Source organism: Chitinophaga sp. CB10 (assembly GCA_001870995.2).
In the GTDB taxonomy this organism is placed as follows: Bacteria; Bacteroidota; Bacteroidia; order Chitinophagales; family Chitinophagaceae; genus Chitinophaga.
Genome location: MLAV02000003.1, coordinates 379,714 through 398,413 on the forward strand (window position 1 = coordinate 379,714; position 18,700 = coordinate 398,413).

At 50.4% G+C, this 18,700-nt stretch carries 10 protein-coding genes; 4 read left to right on the top strand and 6 right to left on the bottom strand.

Annotated features, from left to right (window positions below):
- The first annotated feature begins 50 nt into the window (after positions 1-50).
- Genes BOC67_RS07015 through BOC67_RS07030 form a run of 4 tightly spaced genes read left to right on the top strand, consistent with a single transcriptional unit; the run spans position 51 to position 7,765 of the window.
- Positions 51-3,635 carry a SusC/RagA family TonB-linked outer membrane protein gene (locus BOC67_RS07015; RefSeq protein WP_291908647.1) on the top strand — a complete coding sequence of 1,195 codons (3,585 nt, stop codon included), beginning with the start codon at positions 51-53 and terminating at the stop codon, positions 3,633-3,635.
- Between the two features lie 11 nt (positions 3,636-3,646).
- Positions 3,647-5,098 (top strand): RagB/SusD family nutrient uptake outer membrane protein, encoded by a 1,452-nt coding sequence (locus BOC67_RS07020; RefSeq protein ID WP_291908649.1) that lies wholly within the window; start codon positions 3,647-3,649, stop codon positions 5,096-5,098.
- 13 nt (positions 5,099-5,111) lie between these two features.
- Positions 5,112-6,443: a putative zinc-binding metallopeptidase gene (locus BOC67_RS07025; RefSeq protein ID WP_291908651.1), complete on the top strand. Its 1,332-nt coding sequence runs from the start codon at positions 5,112-5,114 to the stop codon at positions 6,441-6,443.
- A gap of 5 nt (positions 6,444-6,448) precedes the next feature.
- Positions 6,449-7,765: a DUF4302 domain-containing protein gene (locus tag BOC67_RS07030; protein ID WP_291908652.1), complete on the top strand. Its 1,317-nt coding sequence runs from the start codon at positions 6,449-6,451 to the stop codon at positions 7,763-7,765.
- A 107-nt stretch (positions 7,766-7,872) separates the two neighbouring features.
- Here BOC67_RS07030 and BOC67_RS07035 read toward each other — a convergent pair whose 3' ends face one another.
- From BOC67_RS07035 to BOC67_RS07060, 6 genes are all read right to left on the bottom strand, one after another.
- Positions 7,873-8,850, bottom strand: a complete 978-nt coding sequence (locus BOC67_RS07035) for an MBL fold metallo-hydrolase (protein WP_291908653.1) — start codon at positions 8,848-8,850, stop codon at positions 7,873-7,875.
- Between the two features lie 150 nt (positions 8,851-9,000).
- Entirely contained in the window at positions 9,001-11,472 is a 2,472-nt protein-coding gene (locus BOC67_RS07040) for a TIM-barrel domain-containing protein (protein WP_291908655.1), read from the bottom strand.
- 148 nt (positions 11,473-11,620) lie between these two features.
- Complete coding sequence (locus tag BOC67_RS07045) at positions 11,621-13,171, bottom strand: RagB/SusD family nutrient uptake outer membrane protein (protein WP_291908657.1); 1,551 nt, start codon at positions 13,169-13,171, stop codon at positions 11,621-11,623.
- 29 nt (positions 13,172-13,200) lie between these two features.
- Complete coding sequence (locus tag BOC67_RS07050; RefSeq protein WP_291908659.1) at positions 13,201-16,152, bottom strand: SusC/RagA family TonB-linked outer membrane protein; 2,952 nt, start codon at positions 16,150-16,152, stop codon at positions 13,201-13,203.
- Positions 16,153-16,554: 402 nt separating this feature from the next.
- Positions 16,555-18,156, bottom strand: coding sequence for a DUF6377 domain-containing protein (locus BOC67_RS07055; RefSeq protein WP_291908661.1), 1,602 nt, complete (start codon positions 18,154-18,156; stop codon positions 16,555-16,557).
- 51 nt (positions 18,157-18,207) lie between these two features.
- Positions 18,208-18,672: a copper resistance protein NlpE gene (locus BOC67_RS07060; RefSeq protein ID WP_291908662.1), complete on the bottom strand. Its 465-nt coding sequence runs from the start codon at positions 18,670-18,672 to the stop codon at positions 18,208-18,210.
- Positions 18,673-18,700 lie beyond the last annotated feature (28 nt).

The window sequence follows — 18,700 nt, forward strand, 5'->3', positions numbered from 1 at the left end:
ATATTCCACACGAGGGTATGGGTACCGGACTAAAAAAACTGCTGATTACAATGAAATTAACAGCATTGCTCTTCCTGGTATCTATCATGCAGGTTGCGGCTGAAGTGAAAGCGCAGCATGTTTCATTTACCGGCCAGCGGGTTAGCCTGCAACGGGTGTTTTCCGCGATTGAAAAACAAACGGGATACCTCGTGTTCTATAAAAAGGAAGTGCTGCAGCGCTCCCATGAAATCTCCATTAACGCAAAGGATGTTCCCTTAAACGACTTTATGGAGCTGGTACTCAAAGACCAGCCCGTAGACTATGAAATGGTGGCTAAAACCATCATCCTTAAACTAAGGGAAACACCTGCGCAAATGCAAAATACTTCCGCCTTTCAACAGGAAAAGCGCACCGGCCGCGTCACGGATAAAAAAGGGAGTCCCCTGCCCGGTGTATCCGTACTGGTTAAAGGACAGTCTAAAGGCGTTATCACTGACGGCGATGGCCGGTTTTCCATCTCCGCAAAGGCCGAAGACGTACTGGTATTTAACTTTATGGGATTCAAATCCCAGACCGTAACCGTGGGCGATCGCGCCAGCTTCAACATCGTCCTGGAAGATAACGTTTCCGGACTGGGGGAAGTGGTGATCACCGGTTACCAGAACGTAGCCAAAAAACTCTTTACCGGTTCCGTGACCAATATCTCCGGCGCTGACGTTAAGCAGGATGGTATTCTCGACGTTTCCCGCATGCTGGAAGGTAAAGTGGCCGGGGTATCCGTTCAAAATGTGTCCGGTACCTTCGGCGCAGCCCCTAAAATCCGCGTCAGAGGCGCCACCTCCATCACCGGTGAAAACAAACCGCTGTGGGTGGTGGATAACGTAGTACTGGAAGATATCGTAAATATCAGCAACGACCAGCTCTCCAGCGGGGATGCACTCACCCTCATCAGCTCCTCCGTTGCCGGCATCAATGCGGATGATATCGAATCCTTTACTATTCTGAAAGATGCGGCGGCTACCGCCCAGTACGGCGCCCGCGCTATGAACGGGGTGGTGGTAATCACAACCAAGAAAGGCCGCGCAGGCTCCACCCAGGTGAACTACAGCGGCAACTTTTCCACTTTCCTCAAACCGGACTACAGCACGTTCAACATCATGAACTCTGCGGACCAGATGTCCGTTTACGCGGAAATGTACCGGAAAGGCAACCTGACTTCCAACATCGCTAATGAAAATACAGGAGGTGTTTATGCGAAGATGTACCGCCTGCTGAAGGAATACGATCCCGTTACAGGTAAATTTGCCCTGGAGAACACGCCGGAGGCACGTGCCGCCTTCCTGGAACGCTACGCGAAAGCCAATACTGACTGGTTCGGCCTGTTGTTTAAAAACTCCTTTGTGCAGGAACACTCCCTGAGTATTTCCTCCGGTTCTGAAAAATCCCAACACTACGTTTCACTGGGTTATTATAATGACAACGGCTGGTCTATTGCCGACCGCGTAAGCCGTTATACGGCTAACCTCCGCGGTAACTACAATATCACCAACAGGCTTACCGCCAACGTAATTGTGAACGGATCCATCAGGCAGCAGCGCGCACCCGGCACACAGGGCCGCTCCAGCAACGTGGTAGAAGGCGTGTACACCCGCGACTTCGATATCAACCCGTACAGCTTTGCCCTGAATACCAGCCGTACGCTCACTGCTTACGATGAAAACGGGGAACTGGAATATTTCAACAGGAACTACGCGCCGTTCAATATCCTCCACGAACTGGAAAACAACTACATCAACCTGGATATGCTGGATACCAAGATCCAGGGCGAACTCGCATATAAAATCTCCAATGATTTTAACTTCAGAACGCTCGGCGCGATGCGCTTCGTGAAAACTACCCGCGAAAACATCATCACCGAACATTCCAATATGGCGGAAGCCTACAGGTACATGCCTAATGCTACCGTAGCAGCAAATAACAGGTTCCTCTACCTGGATCCGGATCATCCTGAAATCACAGTAAAAGTGCCTACCCTGCCTTATGGCGGTTTCTATAACAAGAACGACGACAAACTGGTAAACTACTACGTAAGAAACCAGCTGGATTATAAGCACACCTTCAACGAAAAACACCTGGTTAATGCGTTCGTAGGTCAGGAGGTTAAATACACTGACCGCCAGAGCACCTTCAACAATGGTTTCGGTTACCAGTACGATAAAGGCGGTACGCCGTTCACGGATTACCGTGTCATAAAGATGTTCCTCGAAAGTGGTTATAACTACTATGGAATGGAAAAGCAGTACGACAGATACCTGTCCCTCTTCGCTAATGCCAGCTATTCCTACGATGGTAAATACGTATTCAACGGAACCGTACGTTACGATGGTTCCAACCGCATGGGTAAATCCAGGAATGCACGCTGGCTGCCAACATGGACGGTGAGCGGTGCATGGAACCTCGACCAGGAAGAATTCCTCAAGGATAAACGCAATATCAGCTTCCTGAAGCTCCGTGCATCCTATGGTCTTACCGCCAGCATTGGTAGCGCTACCAACTCTTCCGTGGTATTCCAAAACAGCTCTGCCATCCGCCCGCGCCAGTCCGAACTCGAGCCGCGTATTGAAATCCGGAACCTGGAAAACTCAGAGTTGACCTGGGAAAAGCAATATGAAGGAAACATTGGTGTGGACGCAGGCTTCTGGGGCGATAAGCTCAGCATCTCTGCGGATATCTACCAAAGAAACGGGTTTGACCTGATCAGCAGCATGCGTACTTCCGGCATCGGTGGCGAAGGCACCAAACAGGCAAACTATGCGGATATGAAGTCCCATGGCGCTGAGTTGACCATCGGTGGCCGGGTGATAAAAACCAAACAGTTCAACTGGTCTACCAACCTGACCTTCGGTTATAATAAGAATAAAATCACCAACCTGAAAAGCAAACCCCGCATCTACGACCTGATTATTCCTGAAGGTGGCGCGATGGAAGGGCATGCGGTGCGTGGCCTTTATTCTATCAACTTCCAGGGCCTGGATGAAAATGGTAAGCCTACATTCATCGATGAATCAGGTAACGTGGCCAGCGGCGTATATGTACAAAGCACCAACAAGGATTACCTGATCTATGAAGGTTCCGTAGATCCAACCATTACCGGTGGCTGGAACAATACCTTCAGCTACAAAGGTTTTATCCTCAACTTCTTCTTCTCATACCAGGCAGGAAACAAGATCAGGCTGAACAACGAATTCGCACTCAACTATTCCGATGCGAACGCGATGCCTAAAGAGTTCCTGGACAGGTGGACTTTACCATTGGATGAAACTATTACCAACGTACCGTCTATCGCCGATTACGTTACCCGTAATAAAATTGGTTCCGTTTATCCCTATACCGTTTATAACTATACCTCAGGCCGCGTAGCAGATGGCAGCTTTGTACGACTGAAACAACTGTCCCTCGCGTACAACCTGCCAGCCAACGTGGCTAAGCTGATACGTGCCAATAACATTTCAGTGAAGCTGCAGGGTAATAACCTCTGGCTGGTATATGCCGACAAGAAGCTGAAAGGTCAGGATCCGGAGTTCTTTACTTCCGGAGGTGTGGCGATGCCATTACCAAGACAATTTACATTCTCCTTAAAAGTTGGATTCTAAAGGTGAAAATTATGAAAAGCAAATATTTATGTATCGCGTTGCTGGCCCTGACGGCCGGAACCGGTTGCAGCAAATACCTGGAGCATGCGCCTGATCAGAGGGCGGAGCTCAACACGCCTGAAAAGGTTTCTGAATTACTTACCACCGCCTACCCTGCTGCCAACTATTTTGTGATGGCAGAAGCGAGGTCCGATAACCAGATGGATGTGAGCACCACCGGCATTCAAAGCCCGGTAAATGCTGACTCCTATTTTTGGAAAGATGTTACTTCTACAAGTCAGGATGGCCCTACCTATTACTGGAATGCCTGTTATGAAGCCATTGCGGCAGCCAACCAGGCGTTGGCCGTATGTAATAGCGCTGTTAACCCCAAAGCCTATGAAGGGGCAAAGGGAGAGGCATTGTTAGCCAGGGCCTATGCACATTTCATGCTGGTGACGCTCTACTCAAAGGCATACGACCCTGCTACGGCGAGTACTGATCCCGGTATTCCGTATGTTACCGAACCGGAGAAGGTAGTCGTAAAGCAATACGACCGTAAAACGGTAGCCTATGTATATGAGATGATTGAAAAGGATATCAAGGAAGGTATGCCTTTAATCAACGATAAATATGCCGTACCCGCCTACCACTTCACCAGAAGGGCCGCACATGCATTTGCGTCCAGGTTTTATCTCTGGAAGAGAGATTGGGCGAAAGTGATTGAGGAAGCGAACCTGGCATTCCCTACCAACGACTTTGCAGCAAACGTAAGGCCATGGCTCAACTATCAGAGTGCAACCGTTACGGTAAACGACCTGCAGACATTTTATACCAACGCCACCAACCCAGGTAACCTGCTGCTCGGCGAAACGGTATCTTCATTGGGTATTTACTATTACCGCTACCAGTACGCGATGACGCAGCCCCGCCTGAACCAGATCATTGCGCCGCTGGGTATCTCCTGGAACGCCCTGAAAACCTATAGCACCAGCTCTACTTTTTACTTCGTGATGAAGTACCTGGCATACTTCAAGCGTTCCAGCCTCAACGCGACTACCGGCGTGTATTACACCATGGTGCCCCTGCTCACCACAGAGGAGGTACTGCTGAACAGAGCGGAAGCGTTGCTGATGAGCGATAAGTATGAGGAAGCCCTGGCGGATATGAATACCATGATGAGAACGCGTATTGTAAACTACAATACAACTACTCACCTTGTTACCAACGACAAGATTACCAAATACTACGAGTCGAGGACTACAGATAAAAAAGAAGCCTATCGCATGGCCATTCTCGATATCAGACGTGCGGAGTTTGTAAATGAAGGCATGAGATGGCTGGATATCCTCCGCCTGCAAATGCCGGTAACGCATACCACCGCCAAAGGAGAAGTATTTGAGCTGGCTGCGGACGATAAGAGAAAACTGCTGCAACTGCCGGAAGAAGTCACCTTGTCCGGTATTCCTCTTAATCCTCGTTAATCTTACTGATTGTATGAAAAAATATTGCTTACATATAATAGCACTGGCGGCAATCTGCCTGTTCTCCTGTAAAAAGGAAGACGATTTAAATAAGCCCCTGGTAGGACTGGGAGGCGACACCTGGGCAAAAACAGCGCTTGATAACTGGATTTACAACACCTTTACCAAGCCGTATAACCTGGAAGTAAAATACAGGTGGGATGGTACAGAACTGGATCCTACCAAAACCCTGGTTCCACCGGATAGCAGCCGGGTAAGGCCATTGATGGAAATGGTAAACAGCGCGTGGATAGCGCCTTACGTAGCTGAAAAAGGTGCGGATTTCATCAAAATGTATTCTCCCAAACAATACATGCTGGTGGGTAGCGTGGAGTATAACACCGGCGGTACTGTGAAGCTGGGTGAAGCCGAAGGCGGTTTCAGGGTAACGCTTTACAATGTGAATAACTTTGATAAAACCAACCGTGCCAATGTGCAGCAGGTACTCAAGACTATTCACCACGAGTTTACCCACATCCTCCATCAAACCGTGGAAATCCCCAAAGAATATCCGTTGCTGACCGGTGGAGGTTACACTTCCGACTGGAATAACCAGACCTTGACGCAAGGCCTCGCGCTGGGCTTTATATCCCAGTACGCCAGAGCCGCTCCCAACGAGGATTTCGCCGAAATGGTATCTATCATGCTCACACAGGGCCGTGGCGGATATGAAACCCTGCTGCGTACTAGCGGTACCAACGTAACGGTGCTGCGCCAGAAAGAAAATATCGTTGTCAGCTACTTTAAGCAAACATGGGGGATTGATTTCACTTCGCTGCAAACAAAAGTGCAGAAAGACCTGAACAGCTACTCCAAATCGCTGGCATTTGCGCAGATCGGGTTTAGTAAGGCATTTTCCCAGATTACCATTAACCCGGCGCTGGTAGGCGAACAATCTGATAAGTTTAATACAGCTTGGGAAACGGCTAAGGCCAATTTCATGAAGGCCAGCTCCTCTGCGCTGTACGCCCTGGAGAGCATTAACATCGTATTTCCAACGGCTACTACCATGCAGCTGAAGGTGAATTTCCGCGCTACAGCCGGTACTAACTCTGGTAATTTATTCACAGGAACGTACACTTACAACGTTACTGCGAACACTACAGCGGAAACCAACACATTTGCCTACGCCAGCGCAGATGCAAACGGTACTGCCCTGTCAGCGGCAGCCAAACCACTGACGGATTACTTCAGCGGCGCCTTTGCCATGAAATATTTCTATACGCAGGATGTCAAAGTGGAATATGGTGGCCTGCAGAAAGCGGATGATGCTACCTCATTTACATTCGGAATATTAAACCTGTAATGAACATGATTAAGAAAATCGCACTATATACAATATTGTCAGCGCTGGCATTTTCAGCCTGCAAAAAAGCGGATGATCCTTTCATGGAAGATCCGGATAAAAGACTGGCTGCCCGCCTGGCAGAAGATGAGCAGTTGCTGACCAGCGCTGAATTTGGCTGGAAAGCTACTATTTACCCTAAAGGCGGAAAAGGCTTCAGCTATTATTTTAAGTTCGGTAAGGATAATTCAGTGGAAATGATGGGCGACTTTGACGCTACCACGGCTACCACGCTGAAGTCTTCCACCTACAGACTAAAAGCCTTGCAATGGCCTACGCTGATATTTGATACCTACAACTACATCCACCTGCCAAATGATCCGGCTCCTGGTGTGAGCGGAGGCGCTGCCGGCGCAGGCTTGCAGTCCGACTTCCAGTTTGCCATGGATAAAATGAAAGGCGATACCTTTTTCCTGAATGGAATTGACCGCGGTAACGTAATGACCATGGTGAAGCTCACCAGTGACGAGCAGAAGGAGATATTGGCCGGTAAGGTAGCGCAAAACATGACCAGCATGAACGGATATGCATCAACTGTTCGTTATCCTAATCTTACAATGGAGGATGGCAAGCAGATGGACGTGTCTATTTCACCGGCTTCCCGTCGTGTACGAATTAGCTACCAGATAGATGATACCAATGTTTTCAGTAAATCCAGGGGTTTTGCCTATACCGTTAGAGGCGTTATTCTTGACTCAACGGTAACGTACAAGGGGTTTGCTATCAGGGAGCTCATCTGGGATGCTGATAAGAGCAACTATTTTGTGCAGAATGGGGACAAGAAGATTTACCTGGGTTCCGGTATCATACCTGTTGTGCCTTTGGCGGCTGTATTTGGAGTAGGTAAGGATTATACGTCAATAGACTATACGCCCGCTACCCTGAAAGGTACTATGGGTACTGATTTTGACGCGGCCTTCACCAACAGCTCAAATCTGTTTAAAGGCGGAAGTGCCACTTTGAATACCGTAAGGTTGATCCTTAATTCAGACAACACGTACACCTTGAGGTTTAACTATGTTACCACAGGATCCCTTGTTGCCAACATCATTTACACTCCTGTTAAAAATGCAGATGGTTCATTCAATCTGGTCTTTACATCCCAGGATAATAATGCTGGCGTTAGAGCTGCTGCTATCGCGCCTGTCAAAAATTATTTTGAAAATACCGCATTCAAAATAAGCTGGGTGACTAATACGATTTCCGGGTCTGTATTAACATTAGGTGGCCTTGTTAAAGCAACTGATAATAAGCAGTTTTTCTATGGCGTGGTAGGAAACTAGTATCTTTTATATGTGGCATCTTCAATCCGTGTACTTTTTGCGTGATTGAAGATGCCCTCCTTGCGTACCCACGCAATCCCGGTTCATTCAGGAGCTTATCCTCAAATTTACCCCGGATACGCATACGCCTCCGCCACCCACTCAAACGCCCCGTCCTTCTTCCGCGCATGCCCTATCCCCGGCCATGGCAAATGATAAGCAAATATCGGTGTAGCCGATGCCGTTAGCCGCGCCAATACCTTCTTACGGGTGGCCGCCGCCAGCTGCAGATCGGTATCTCCATTGAATCCCCATTCCGGATGCGGAAATAACAGCACATCGGAATGTATCAAATCCGCTACGTGCACAATAGACTGCCCGCCGGAATAAATATGCGTAATGGTATGCCCCGGCGTATGGCCTGGCGCAATTTCCAGTTTAATGCAATCATGCAGCACCAGCCCGTCTTCAAACAAATGCAGCTTAGGCTTGATGGTAGTCAGCACCTGCTGGGTAGCTTTGGTAAACACTTTCAGCAGCGCTTTATCTTCGAAGGCGGATTTACTGAAGTCCTGCTGATCCGCCATCCAAAAGTCATGTTCAATGCGGGAAATATAATATTCCGCATTCGGGAAATTAGGCGCCCCGCCGGCGTTCAGCACACCGCCGATATGATCAGGATGGCCATGCGAAATAATGATCGTAGTAATATCAGCCGGTTGTATCCCCGCATCCGCCAGGGAATTCAGCAGCCAGCCGGAGTTTTTGCCAAAGGCATTGCCGGTGCCGGTATCTATCAGTATCACCTGGTCCTGCTTTTTTACCAGCAGCATATTCATCCCAAGGTCCACATGGTCCGTTGGGCGGAAGCTCTTTTGCAGCAGGTCATTCACGGCCTTTGCAGGCACGCCCGGCGCAAAGTTGGGCTGTACCTTATCCATATGGATAAAGCCGTCCGTAACGGTGATCAGTTCCAGCTCTCCCAGGCGGAATTGATGGAACGGCCTGGTTACAGGCGTTGCAACAGCGGCAAACAGATTTTTAAGAGGCAAAGCAGCGCCGGCGCCCGCCAGCAGCATATTTCGGATTAACGTTCTTCTGTTCATCGGATTGAGGAAATTTTCACCAAAGGTATTGGCATCCGGTATCTGTGACAAGTAGTTACAAAAAAGAAAGGTACGCACCAAATGGGTACTATTGCTGAAAATCAAGCAAATAAAAGGGCCTCCCTGGAAGCAGGGAGGCCGTATCCCTACTTATAAATCCACGTTAATAAGCTGATTGGAATTGGCAATGGTCACCTGCTGTACCGGGCAGCTATCAGCTGGAACAAATGACCCCTGCGGATCAAATCTGGAAATGGGCGACAGGAAGGAAAAGGAAAACTGCTGTAATGGCTGCGCAGCGCCGTTTACTTTCAACTCCTGCTTCTGTTCGAAGCCATGGAGTATCAGCCTGATAAAACGGAACTGGCTGGCCCTGCTCCCTGAAGGCGCTTCCAGCGTCAGCCTGGCGGCCGACGGCTGATAGGTGATACTGCGCTTGTAGAAACCGCCTTTTTCATAATCAAAGCTTTCTCCGTCATCTTCATAATACACGAAGGTGTTCGCGTCCGAACCCTTGTACACATGAAGCGAGAGCGTGTCAGTGGGCTTCTCCGATGTACTTTGTACAAGGGATTGCATAGGGATGATACTGCTGCCTTTTACATATACCGGCAATGTTTTGTTATTCAGTTCTATGATACTTTCCTGGTTCCCGGCCAACGCCTCGTCGGTGTACAACTTGTACCAGTTGCCGGCCGGCAGGAATACTTTACCGAACGATGCGGTACTCTCAAAAGGCGCTACCAGCATGGCATCGCCAAACAGGTACTGGTTCTGGTACCGCGTATCAAATACCCTGGGCTCAAAGGTATAATCCAACGCGAGCGTGCGCATAACGGGCACGCCTGTACTTGCAGCCTCATATATCTTGCTATAGATATAAGGCAGCAGCCGGTACCGGAGGTTGATATAATTCCTGGAAATTTCCAGCACCTCTTCGCCAAAAGCCCATGGCTCGGCAGATTTCGTATTTACCTGCGTATGGTTGCGGAAATAGGGAATAAATGCGCCTATCTGCATCCAGCGGGTGTACAACGCCACGGAGGGATTTCCTGAAAACCCGCCGATGTCCATCCCTGCAAAGGCAAAGCCACTCAGGCCAAGGCTGTTCAGCAACCTTACGCCCAGCAGCATGTGGTCGTCTTCGGAACGGTTATCCCCCGTCCAGATGGCGGTATAGCGCTGGGACCCCGCATAGGCGGCACGGGTGAGCAGGAAAGGCCGCTTCTTCATCTCCTCGCGGGCGCCTTCGTAACTGGCTTTGGCCATGGTAAGCCCGTAAACGTTATGCGCCTGCAAATGCGTGGTAGGCTTGCCTTCAAAATCAAACAGCACGTTATCCGGCATCTTCTGCCCCCAGGTGGCTATTTCGTTCATATCATTCCAGATGCCTTCCACACCTGTACGGATATACGATTTCAGCTGCCCTTTCCACCATTCCCGGCCTTTGACGGACGTAAAGTCCGGGAAATGGCACCAGCCGGGCCATACCTGCCCGGTGTAATAGCTGCCATCGCTGTACTTCACAAAGATGTCGGCCTGCCTGCCGCTTTCGTAGGCGTGGTAACCGTTTTCAACCTTGATGCCGGGATCCACGATTACGGTCAGATGCAGACCTTGATCTTTGAGTTTTTTAGCTAATCCCTGCGGATCAGGAAAACGCTCCCTGTTCCAGGTGAACAGCTTGTAAGCATCCATGTAGTGGATGTCGAGGGTGATGCCATCGGCCGGTACTTTCTTTTCACGCAGGGTTTGCGCAATGCGCATCACCTCCGTATCAGGATAGTAGCTATACCTGTTCTGCTGGTAGCCCAGGCTCCAGCGGGGCGGCAGCGGCATACGCCCGGTAAGCAAAGTATAATCAGACACTATATCAGCCATACGGGTATGGTAGATGAAGTAATAATTCATCTCCCCTCCCCTGGCGCCAAAGGAGCTAAACCGGTTGTTGCTGGCGCCGAAGTTGAAATCACTTTGATAACTGTTATCGAAAAAAATACCGTAGTTCAGCCGGTGATGAATACCTATGTAGAAAGGGATCGTCGCATAGATGGGGTCCCTGTCCGTCCGGTAGGCAAATACATCGGAGTTCCAGTTCGTATAGGCTTCCCCTTTACGGTCCAGGTTACCGGTTTTTTCGCCCAGCCCTATGAAGCGCTCTCCTTCCTGCATATGCTTGTAGGTAGTTACCTGGCCGTTGATCCAGGAGGTGGTAAGGCCGGGTTCATCCTGGTTGATCACTTCCCCGGCAGGGGTTAAGAAAGTAACGGCAAACGGGGTCTTACTGATCCTGACCCGGAGGGAGTCAGTCGTAATGTTTATTTCATTATTATTTTGGGAGATGCGGGCGCCGCCTGGCTGCGGTTTCCCGACTACGGCATAGGAAAAATCTGCCGCCAACGGGCCTTTGTCTAACCGTACCCTTATTACTGTCGGGCTATAGACCCTTACCTCCGCATGGGCATTCTCCAGCGTAAGGCTTACCTGCTGGTCATTGATGACGGCACTTTTCACATTACCGGCGGTTAATACAGGCTGTTGAGCCGCAGCCTGCAAACCGGCCAGCAGGAGCATGCCTGCGGCTATATGCCTGCTTTTTTGCAGCACGTTCACATTGTACATTGGCAATAAAATTAAGGGGGGAGAAAAACAAAGGCTGACGGACTTCCCTGGCGCCGGCCCGGCGGGTCGGGCGGAGTTCCGGTGGCCGGAACTCCGCCACCGGAGCGGGTTATAAAAATCCAGTTAGTCTATCAGCCTCTGTTGACCATTAATATCCCGGGTTTTGAGTGAGGTTTCTGTTCACCGCCAGATCGCTGGTTGGGATCGGGAACAACAGGTTCCGCTTGTTGTCTGTTGGTTTCAGCTGCCATGGCTCCAGGTATTTGCCGAAGCGGATCAGGTCCTGCCGGCGCCAGCCTTCCCAATATAATTCGCGGCCACGCTCGTCGAGCAGGTTCGCCAGGGTGAGGCTTCCCAATGCAGTGGCGCCTCTCTTGGCCCTGAGCTGATTGACAATGGCCAGTCCTGCATTACTGCCGGTGCGCAGCAGCGCTTCCGCTTTCATCAGCAGCACGTCCGCAAAGCGGAAGAATACATAGTCGTTGCTGGCTTCCTGGCCGTCTTTACTGCTGGAAGAGGTAAGGAAGTCAGGCGGATATTTGATCACACGGATACCGGTTACTTCCAGGTTGTTGCCCGTTTCCTTGATGGCTACTTCCCTGGTGAACGCCAGCGGATTGCCTTTCCTGTCTTGCAGGGCTTTCCCGTTCTGATCATATTGCTGCCCAACGAGGAAGCCTACACGCAAACCGGAAACATTGGTAACGCCCTCGTAAGCGCCGCCACGGCGGGTGTCCGCAGCTTCAAATTTGTCGTAGAAGTCGGACAGGGTGGCAAAGCCATTCCAGCCGCTCGGATTCATGTTATAATGCAGGGTAAACTTCCAGCGGGCGAAGGCGCTGTTGCCGGAACGTACGGTACTGAAGCCAGGGCCGTTGCGCTGGGTGAAAATGTTTTCGGTCGACTTCACATCGTTGTCCCGCGCAAAGTTGTCGAAATAATTATCCGCCAGCTTGTAAGAGCCAGGGCTGGCAATGATCTCGTCCGCATATTTGATCACTTCCTGCATATCTGCCGCATCAAAGGCGGGCGCTTCCCTGTTGAGGAAGGTGCCTTTATTCAGATAGCATTTCATGAGCAGGAAGCGGGCTGCATCCTTGTTGGCCTGGTAGGCCGGGGCCACCGGCCTGTCCGGCAGTGTAGGAATGATTGCCTTCAGTTCGGAGATAATGAAGTCCATCGCTTCAGCGGTTTTCATTACCCGCGGCGCGTTCAGCAGGGTGTCCTGCGGGGTGCGGAAAGGTACCTGGCCCCATAAATCCACGGTGGTAAACATGGAAAGGGCGCGCAGGAAGCGGGCTTCAGCAGCCTGCCCGTCGCTGGGGCGGAAGTTGAGTACGTTGGTAGCGGCAAACTGCAATTGCAGCAGGCTGGTAAACGCGCTCTGGATATGCGAGTGGTCGGAGGTCCAGGTATGTTCGTGCAGCGCGCGCCATACGCCGTTATCGTCCCAGTCGCCGGCACGGGTAGGCCCTACCGCTTCGTCCGTACTATGCACCATCATACCCCAGGTGTTGGAAAAATCCTGGTAAGGCATCTGCAAGCCATCGTAGGCATTTTTCAGCAGGGAGGCTACGGTGATCACTGAATCTGCTTCCTGCCGCGTAAGGGTGGAACCTAAGTCTTCTTTAAGGCTGCAGGAGGCAATATTGAGGGTAACTGCCACTGCCAGCGAGGTTCGGAATATATGCTTGATCATGTTTTTCTGTTTTGTGGTGAATGGAATTTTTACAGGGAGAAGGACAGGCCAAACATTACGCTTCTGGCGGTTGGATACGGAGAGTATTCAATCCCAAAAGAAGTAACGCCATTCACGCTTTTATCCGTATTTACTTCCGGGTCAAAGCCAGTGTATTTGGTAATTACGAAGAGGTTTTGCCCGGTTACTGAAATGGTGGCGTTCTTGAATACGCGGCCCACATCGCCAAAGGTGTAGCTGAGGGTTACGTTATCCAGTTTCAGGAAGTTGCCGTTTTCCAGGTAGCGGGACGAAACCGTGATCGGGTTGGCGAGCGATTCGCCATTGCCCAGCAGGGATTTCGCAATGTTCCTGCTGCCGAGGTTACCGATAGGCAATACCGTGTTGGCGGTGTTGTTATATACCTGGTAGCCGAAAGCGCCATGGGAGCTGAACGCAAAGGTGAATTTCCTGTACATCACCTGTGAGTTAATACCCAGCATGGTTTTAGGGTTCGGGTTGGTCAGGTAGTAGAGGGTGTTGCCGCCATCTGCATAGGTAGCCTGCCCTTTATCGTCGAAACCTTCGAATTTACGCACATAGAAAGTGTTGAGCGAATAACCGTTGGCAAGGCGCTGGGAAGTGGCGCCGGATACGCCCTGGCCGCTGATGGAGCCGGTCAGCACCGGAGGCCCGTCATAGTTCTTCAGCTCATTGCGGAGGAAGGTACCGTTGATGCCGAGCGCCCAGGTGAGGTCTTTCTTACGGATGATTTCACCGCGCACGCTGTATTCCAAACCTCTGTTGAGCACATTGCCCGGCATGTTGATCCAGTAGGAAGATGCCGGCGCCGGCTGGATAGCAGGGAAGCTGAACAGCAGGTTGGTGGTGTTTTTATAGAAGTAATCAACCGTACCGGTGATCCTGTTGTCCAGGATACCGAAGTCGATACCGCCGTTGAATTGTTTGGAGGATTCCCATTTCAGGTTCGGGTTAGCCACGTTGGTCAGCCCTGAACCACCGCCTGCGCCCAGTCCGTATTGCTCCTGGGATGCGCCTGCCGGGAATTCCTGGTTACCGGTGATACCGTAGCCTACACGCAGGGCGAGGGTCTGAAACAGCTTGCTGCCTTTCATAAACTCCTCATTGTTGATATTCCATTTGGCGGCAAAGGAAGGGAAGGTACCGTACTGGTTGGAGCTACCGAATTTGCTGGAGCCGTCTACCCTAACGGTAGCATTCAGCAGGTATTTATCGTAGAAGTTGAGTTCCGCCCTGGCGAAGTAGGATTGTAGTTCGCTGGTTGGGTTTTTAAAGGAACTCATGAAAGTGTTGGCCTGTGCGGGCGACTGCAACTGGTGCACATAATCAATCGCGTACGTAGGGAAGCCCAGGGCGCCCAGGTTTACGCCTTCGTAATTGAATTCCTGGTATTCATAACCCAGCAAACCTTTCAGGTTAAACGCTTTGGTCAATTGCTTCTGATAGGTCAGCGTGGTGTTGAAGAGTTGCGTATTCAGCTCCGTATTACCATAGTATGCCTGGCCCAGGTCCTGTACGCCGGCAATATTGATAAAGGAAGCAATTTGCGTTTTACGGATACCCACCTGGTGGTTCAGGCTGTACATGGCCCGCAGTTCCAGGTTATCGTTAAACTTGAAATAAGGGGATACGCTTCCGAGGATGTAGGTAATATTGGCGTTATCGTCGTAGGCTTTGGACATGGCGAGCGGGTTGATGGAGCTGCCTGCGCCCAGCAGGTTGAAGGAACCATCTGCCTTGCGCAAAGCCATAGTCGGGTTCCATTGCAGCGCCTGGCCGATAAGGCTGCCCGTGAAGCCGGCATCGTTACTGATTGGCGCCAGCGTTTCCAGGGTTTGCGCCGCCATGATGTTATAATCTACTCCCAGCTGGTTTTTGGCGAGGAAGGTATTCTGGCCATTCAGCGTGGCAGTGATCTTTTTCAAACCTGTTTTGCGGATGATACCCTGTTGGTCCTGGTAACCGAAGGAAGCCCGGTAACGGCCGGTTTCATTACCGCCGCTGAGCGCTACGTGGAAGTTCTGGGATACGCCGGTACGGAGGATGGACCCCATACCATCTGAACTGGAACCATAGTCGCCGGAGGTGAGGTTGTATTCCTTCAGCGCGGAGCGGTATTCATCCGCATTCAGCACTTCCAGCTTCTTCATGATGTTGCTGAAGCCGGCGGAATAATTGGCATCCACCCTGGCAATGCCGGCGGAGCCTTTTTTGGTGTTGATCATAATCACCCCGTTGCTACCGCGGGAACCATAGATGGCGGTAGCCGAAGCGTCTTTCAGCACGTCCATGGAAGCGATGTCCAGGGAGTTGATAAAGTTCATCGGGTTGGCATCCGGGGTTTGACCCAGGCCGGCGGCATTCACACCCGGGCGGGCAACGCGGCCGTCCAATGGTACCCCGTCGATCACGTAGAGGGGCTGGTTGCCGCTGCGCACGGAGCTAAGGCCCCTGATGCGTACGGTAGTGGCTGCGCCAGGCGCGCCGCTGTTGTTGAGGATCATTAAGCCGGATACCTTACCCTGGATCAGCTGATCAGGGGCGGTAGTGATACCCCGGTTAAATTCCGCCGCCTTGATGGACGCAACGGCGCCGGTGAGGTCCTTTTTACGGGTGGTACCATAACCCACTACCACCACATCGGAAAGGGTGGAGCTTTCAGGTTGCAGGGTAATGTTCGCCGAGGTTTTACCGGCAGTGCTTACTTCCTGCGTCTTATAGCCAACGAAAGAGATGACAAGTGTGGCATTGGCCGGTATGCTGGCCAGTTTGTAATTACCCTCAGGATCTGTTGCGGTTCCTGATTTGGTGCCCTTAACGGCAATGGTAGCCCCCGGGATGGGAGCGCCTTTTTCGTCCGTAACCTTACCGGTAAAGCTTTTGTTTTGGGCAAAGGCTACGCTTTGCACCAACACCGCAAACACCGCAATAAAGAGGCGAAGGAGTCGTGATTTGGTCATAAAATGGAATTTTGATTCAGTAATGAAACAAGTACTGTTACGTGGATTGCTGATAAATGTGAACGAAATAGAGTTTCTGACAAGCGAACGTGATGATGCTGTTAAAAGGCAATGCCTTTATTTTTTTTACGTGGATTTATATCATCAGGCTCAATTAAATAATGGAATTTTTAACGTGGTGAATAAATTAAGTCAGTTTTCCTTTTAGTTTTTTGGTTGTTGAATTTGTTCCTAAGATCAAAGTAAATTATCAGTTCTCAGGCTAACAATTTATAAAGACAAAATATAGAAAATATTGACCACAAAATCTATATTATTTTAATTAAAGGGTTCAAAATCAATAAAATAAAAACGAATATATTTTTTGAAAATATCGACAACATCCGCCGTTTTTAAAGGCTTTTAAAGGGCTTTTATGGCCATAATCCGGTCTTCAAACTCCTCGTTCGGCACCAGGGACCGCTTCTTGATTTTGGTTTTATACGCGTATATCGTGTTCACAGAATATTCCAGGATCCGGGCGATCTGCTCGTTATCGGTGATGCCTATACGTATCAATGCAAAGATGCGTAAATCGGTATTTAAGAGCTCGTTTTCCTTCAATTGCACTTTGTTGTCAGCGTCAAATAGTTTGTTGAACTCGTCAACAAAATGGGGGAATATCCGGAGGAACACCCGGTCAAAGTTGGTGAACAGCTCTTCCCGCTCCTGCCGCACGTTGATGGAATTGATGAGGAAGCGGAAATCGGCCGGGCTTTTACTCTCTGCCAGTTTCTGTTCGAGCATCTGTTTGATCTTCTCGATTTTCCCGATGTATTTGGCGTTGCTGTTAAAGAAGTAGCCGATGTATTCCTCTTTAATCTTATTGGCCTCTTCCAGCTGGTTATTGGCCTCCTGTTGTCGCAAATGCGCCTGCGTGATGGCTAATTGCGCCTGCTTGAGCTTCCTGATCTGCCGGAAAACGATGATGGTCATGGCCACCAGCGCCAGGAACAACAGGGTAACGATCGCTGCATATATTATTAAGGAGCGGTTTTGCTGCTCGGCGGTGTTGATGCGTTCCTCCTCTATAATGGGGAGGATATTGCTGACCATGACCTTGCGCTGCCTGGCCCCGTAAAAAACGGCCTCCGTCATGGCCCGCTCAATATACCGCGACGCGGTTTTTATATCCCCCAGCTCAAATAAAAAGGTAGCCAGGGTATAGGCGGCCATGGTCTCTTTCGTGGAGGTCCGGATGTCGGCAATAGCGGAGCGGGCCATCAGGTAGATGGCCGTATCCCGCTGCTGATTTTTCTGGTACATGGAGCCGAGGCTACAGGCGGCCACTGCTACCTGCCGCTCGGTAAGGTTAGGATCGTTCAGGTCGGGGAAGGTGGCCAGCGCGCCCAGGATGTCGCCCCGCTTATATAGCTGTTCGGCCTTATGGAACCGGTACTCAAAGCTGGTGGAGTCCATCAGCTGCAGGGCGGAGTCCATATACACAATGGCCTGGCGCATGTACTCCGGACTAAAAAAACGGTCCTGGTTATAGGCCGCCATATCGGAATAGAACCGGCTTTTGAGTTTGAAGAACTCGACCCGCACCTCGTCCGGCATCCCGTTTACGAAAATGGTATTGATATAGCCGGATGCTTCCATAAACATCCCGGAGGAGAGCAGTATAAATCCCAGTTTGACTTTAGCGTTGGCAATGCGCACGGGATCATTCAGCTGGTGACCCAGTTGTTGCATTTTGGCGCCGTAGGAAAACGCCGAATCGAAGTTGAAGACTTTATACGCTTCGTACAGCTCCTGGTAATAATTGTAGGTTAGCTCCGGGCTGCCCTGCGGCATTTGACGCCTGATGCTGTCAATCTTTTTAATCTTAACGGAGTCGTAGGCCGCAGCGCGTTCGATCGTTTGGTTCAGTACATGCAGGATACTGTCTATATACGGTTTGCCCTTAGCATGGGCAGCCAGAGATAACAACAGGAAGAACAAACCACCGAAAATACGCCTCATAGAGTTGGTCAATAATTTTGCTGGATGATGAGGCTCAATTTAAGGTAAATTTTATTGTTTCTTCAGCGTATAATTCAGGTTGCTCTGGATTATTTTCTGATCGCCGTCGAGCATGCGCAGTTCGTCCGCGCTTACCTTCTGGAAGTTGCGTTGCAGGTTTTTATCCTTGTCAGGATTCAGTACAATCACCTGGGCATTGGGGTCGCTGGCGCTGCCTTTCACCAGCGCGTAATTGCCTTCGGAGTTGAAGGACTGGTCGCCATTCTGCGTGCCCTGGTAGGTTTCCGTCAGTTTATAACGCCTGTTGCCATCGGTTTCCGTTTCGTTGATGGAGAGTTTGGTCATGATGCCCCCGCAGTCCGCGCAGGGCAGGGTGCCGCTGTAGGTGACCCATTGGCCTTCCGTGACGCCGCCGGCAGTAAGGGTGGAATCGACAGTGCTTTGTTTTTTCGGGGACTGTTTGCAGGCAATAGTGCAGAGAAAGAGCAAAACTGTTACCAGTGTCAGGTACTTCATAACGAGAGGTTTTACACTAGTAACAGTA

What these genes read in the sequence shown, in the direction of transcription:
- BOC67_RS07060 (WP_291908662.1), bottom strand. Translation starts at nt 18,672, where the DNA reads ATGAAGTACCTGACACTGGTAACAGTTTTGCTCTTTCTCTGCACTATT.
- BOC67_RS07030 (WP_291908652.1), top strand. Translation starts at nt 6,449, where the DNA reads ATGATTAAGAAAATCGCACTATATACAATATTGTCAGCGCTGGCATTT.
- BOC67_RS07025 (WP_291908651.1), top strand. Translation starts at nt 5,112, where the DNA reads ATGAAAAAATATTGCTTACATATAATAGCACTGGCGGCAATCTGCCTG.
- BOC67_RS07040 (WP_291908655.1), bottom strand. Translation starts at nt 11,472, where the DNA reads ATGTACAATGTGAACGTGCTGCAAAAAAGCAGGCATATAGCCGCAGGC.
- BOC67_RS07055 (WP_291908661.1), bottom strand. Translation starts at nt 18,156, where the DNA reads ATGAGGCGTATTTTCGGTGGTTTGTTCTTCCTGTTGTTATCTCTGGCT.
- BOC67_RS07045 (WP_291908657.1), bottom strand. Translation starts at nt 13,171, where the DNA reads ATGATCAAGCATATATTCCGAACCTCGCTGGCAGTGGCAGTTACCCTC.
- BOC67_RS07050 (WP_291908659.1), bottom strand. Translation starts at nt 16,152, where the DNA reads ATGACCAAATCACGACTCCTTCGCCTCTTTATTGCGGTGTTTGCGGTG.
- BOC67_RS07035 (WP_291908653.1), bottom strand. Translation starts at nt 8,850, where the DNA reads ATGAACAGAAGAACGTTAATCCGAAATATGCTGCTGGCGGGCGCCGGC.
- BOC67_RS07015 (WP_291908647.1), top strand. Translation starts at nt 51, where the DNA reads ATGAAATTAACAGCATTGCTCTTCCTGGTATCTATCATGCAGGTTGCG.
- BOC67_RS07020 (WP_291908649.1), top strand. Translation starts at nt 3,647, where the DNA reads ATGAAAAGCAAATATTTATGTATCGCGTTGCTGGCCCTGACGGCCGGA.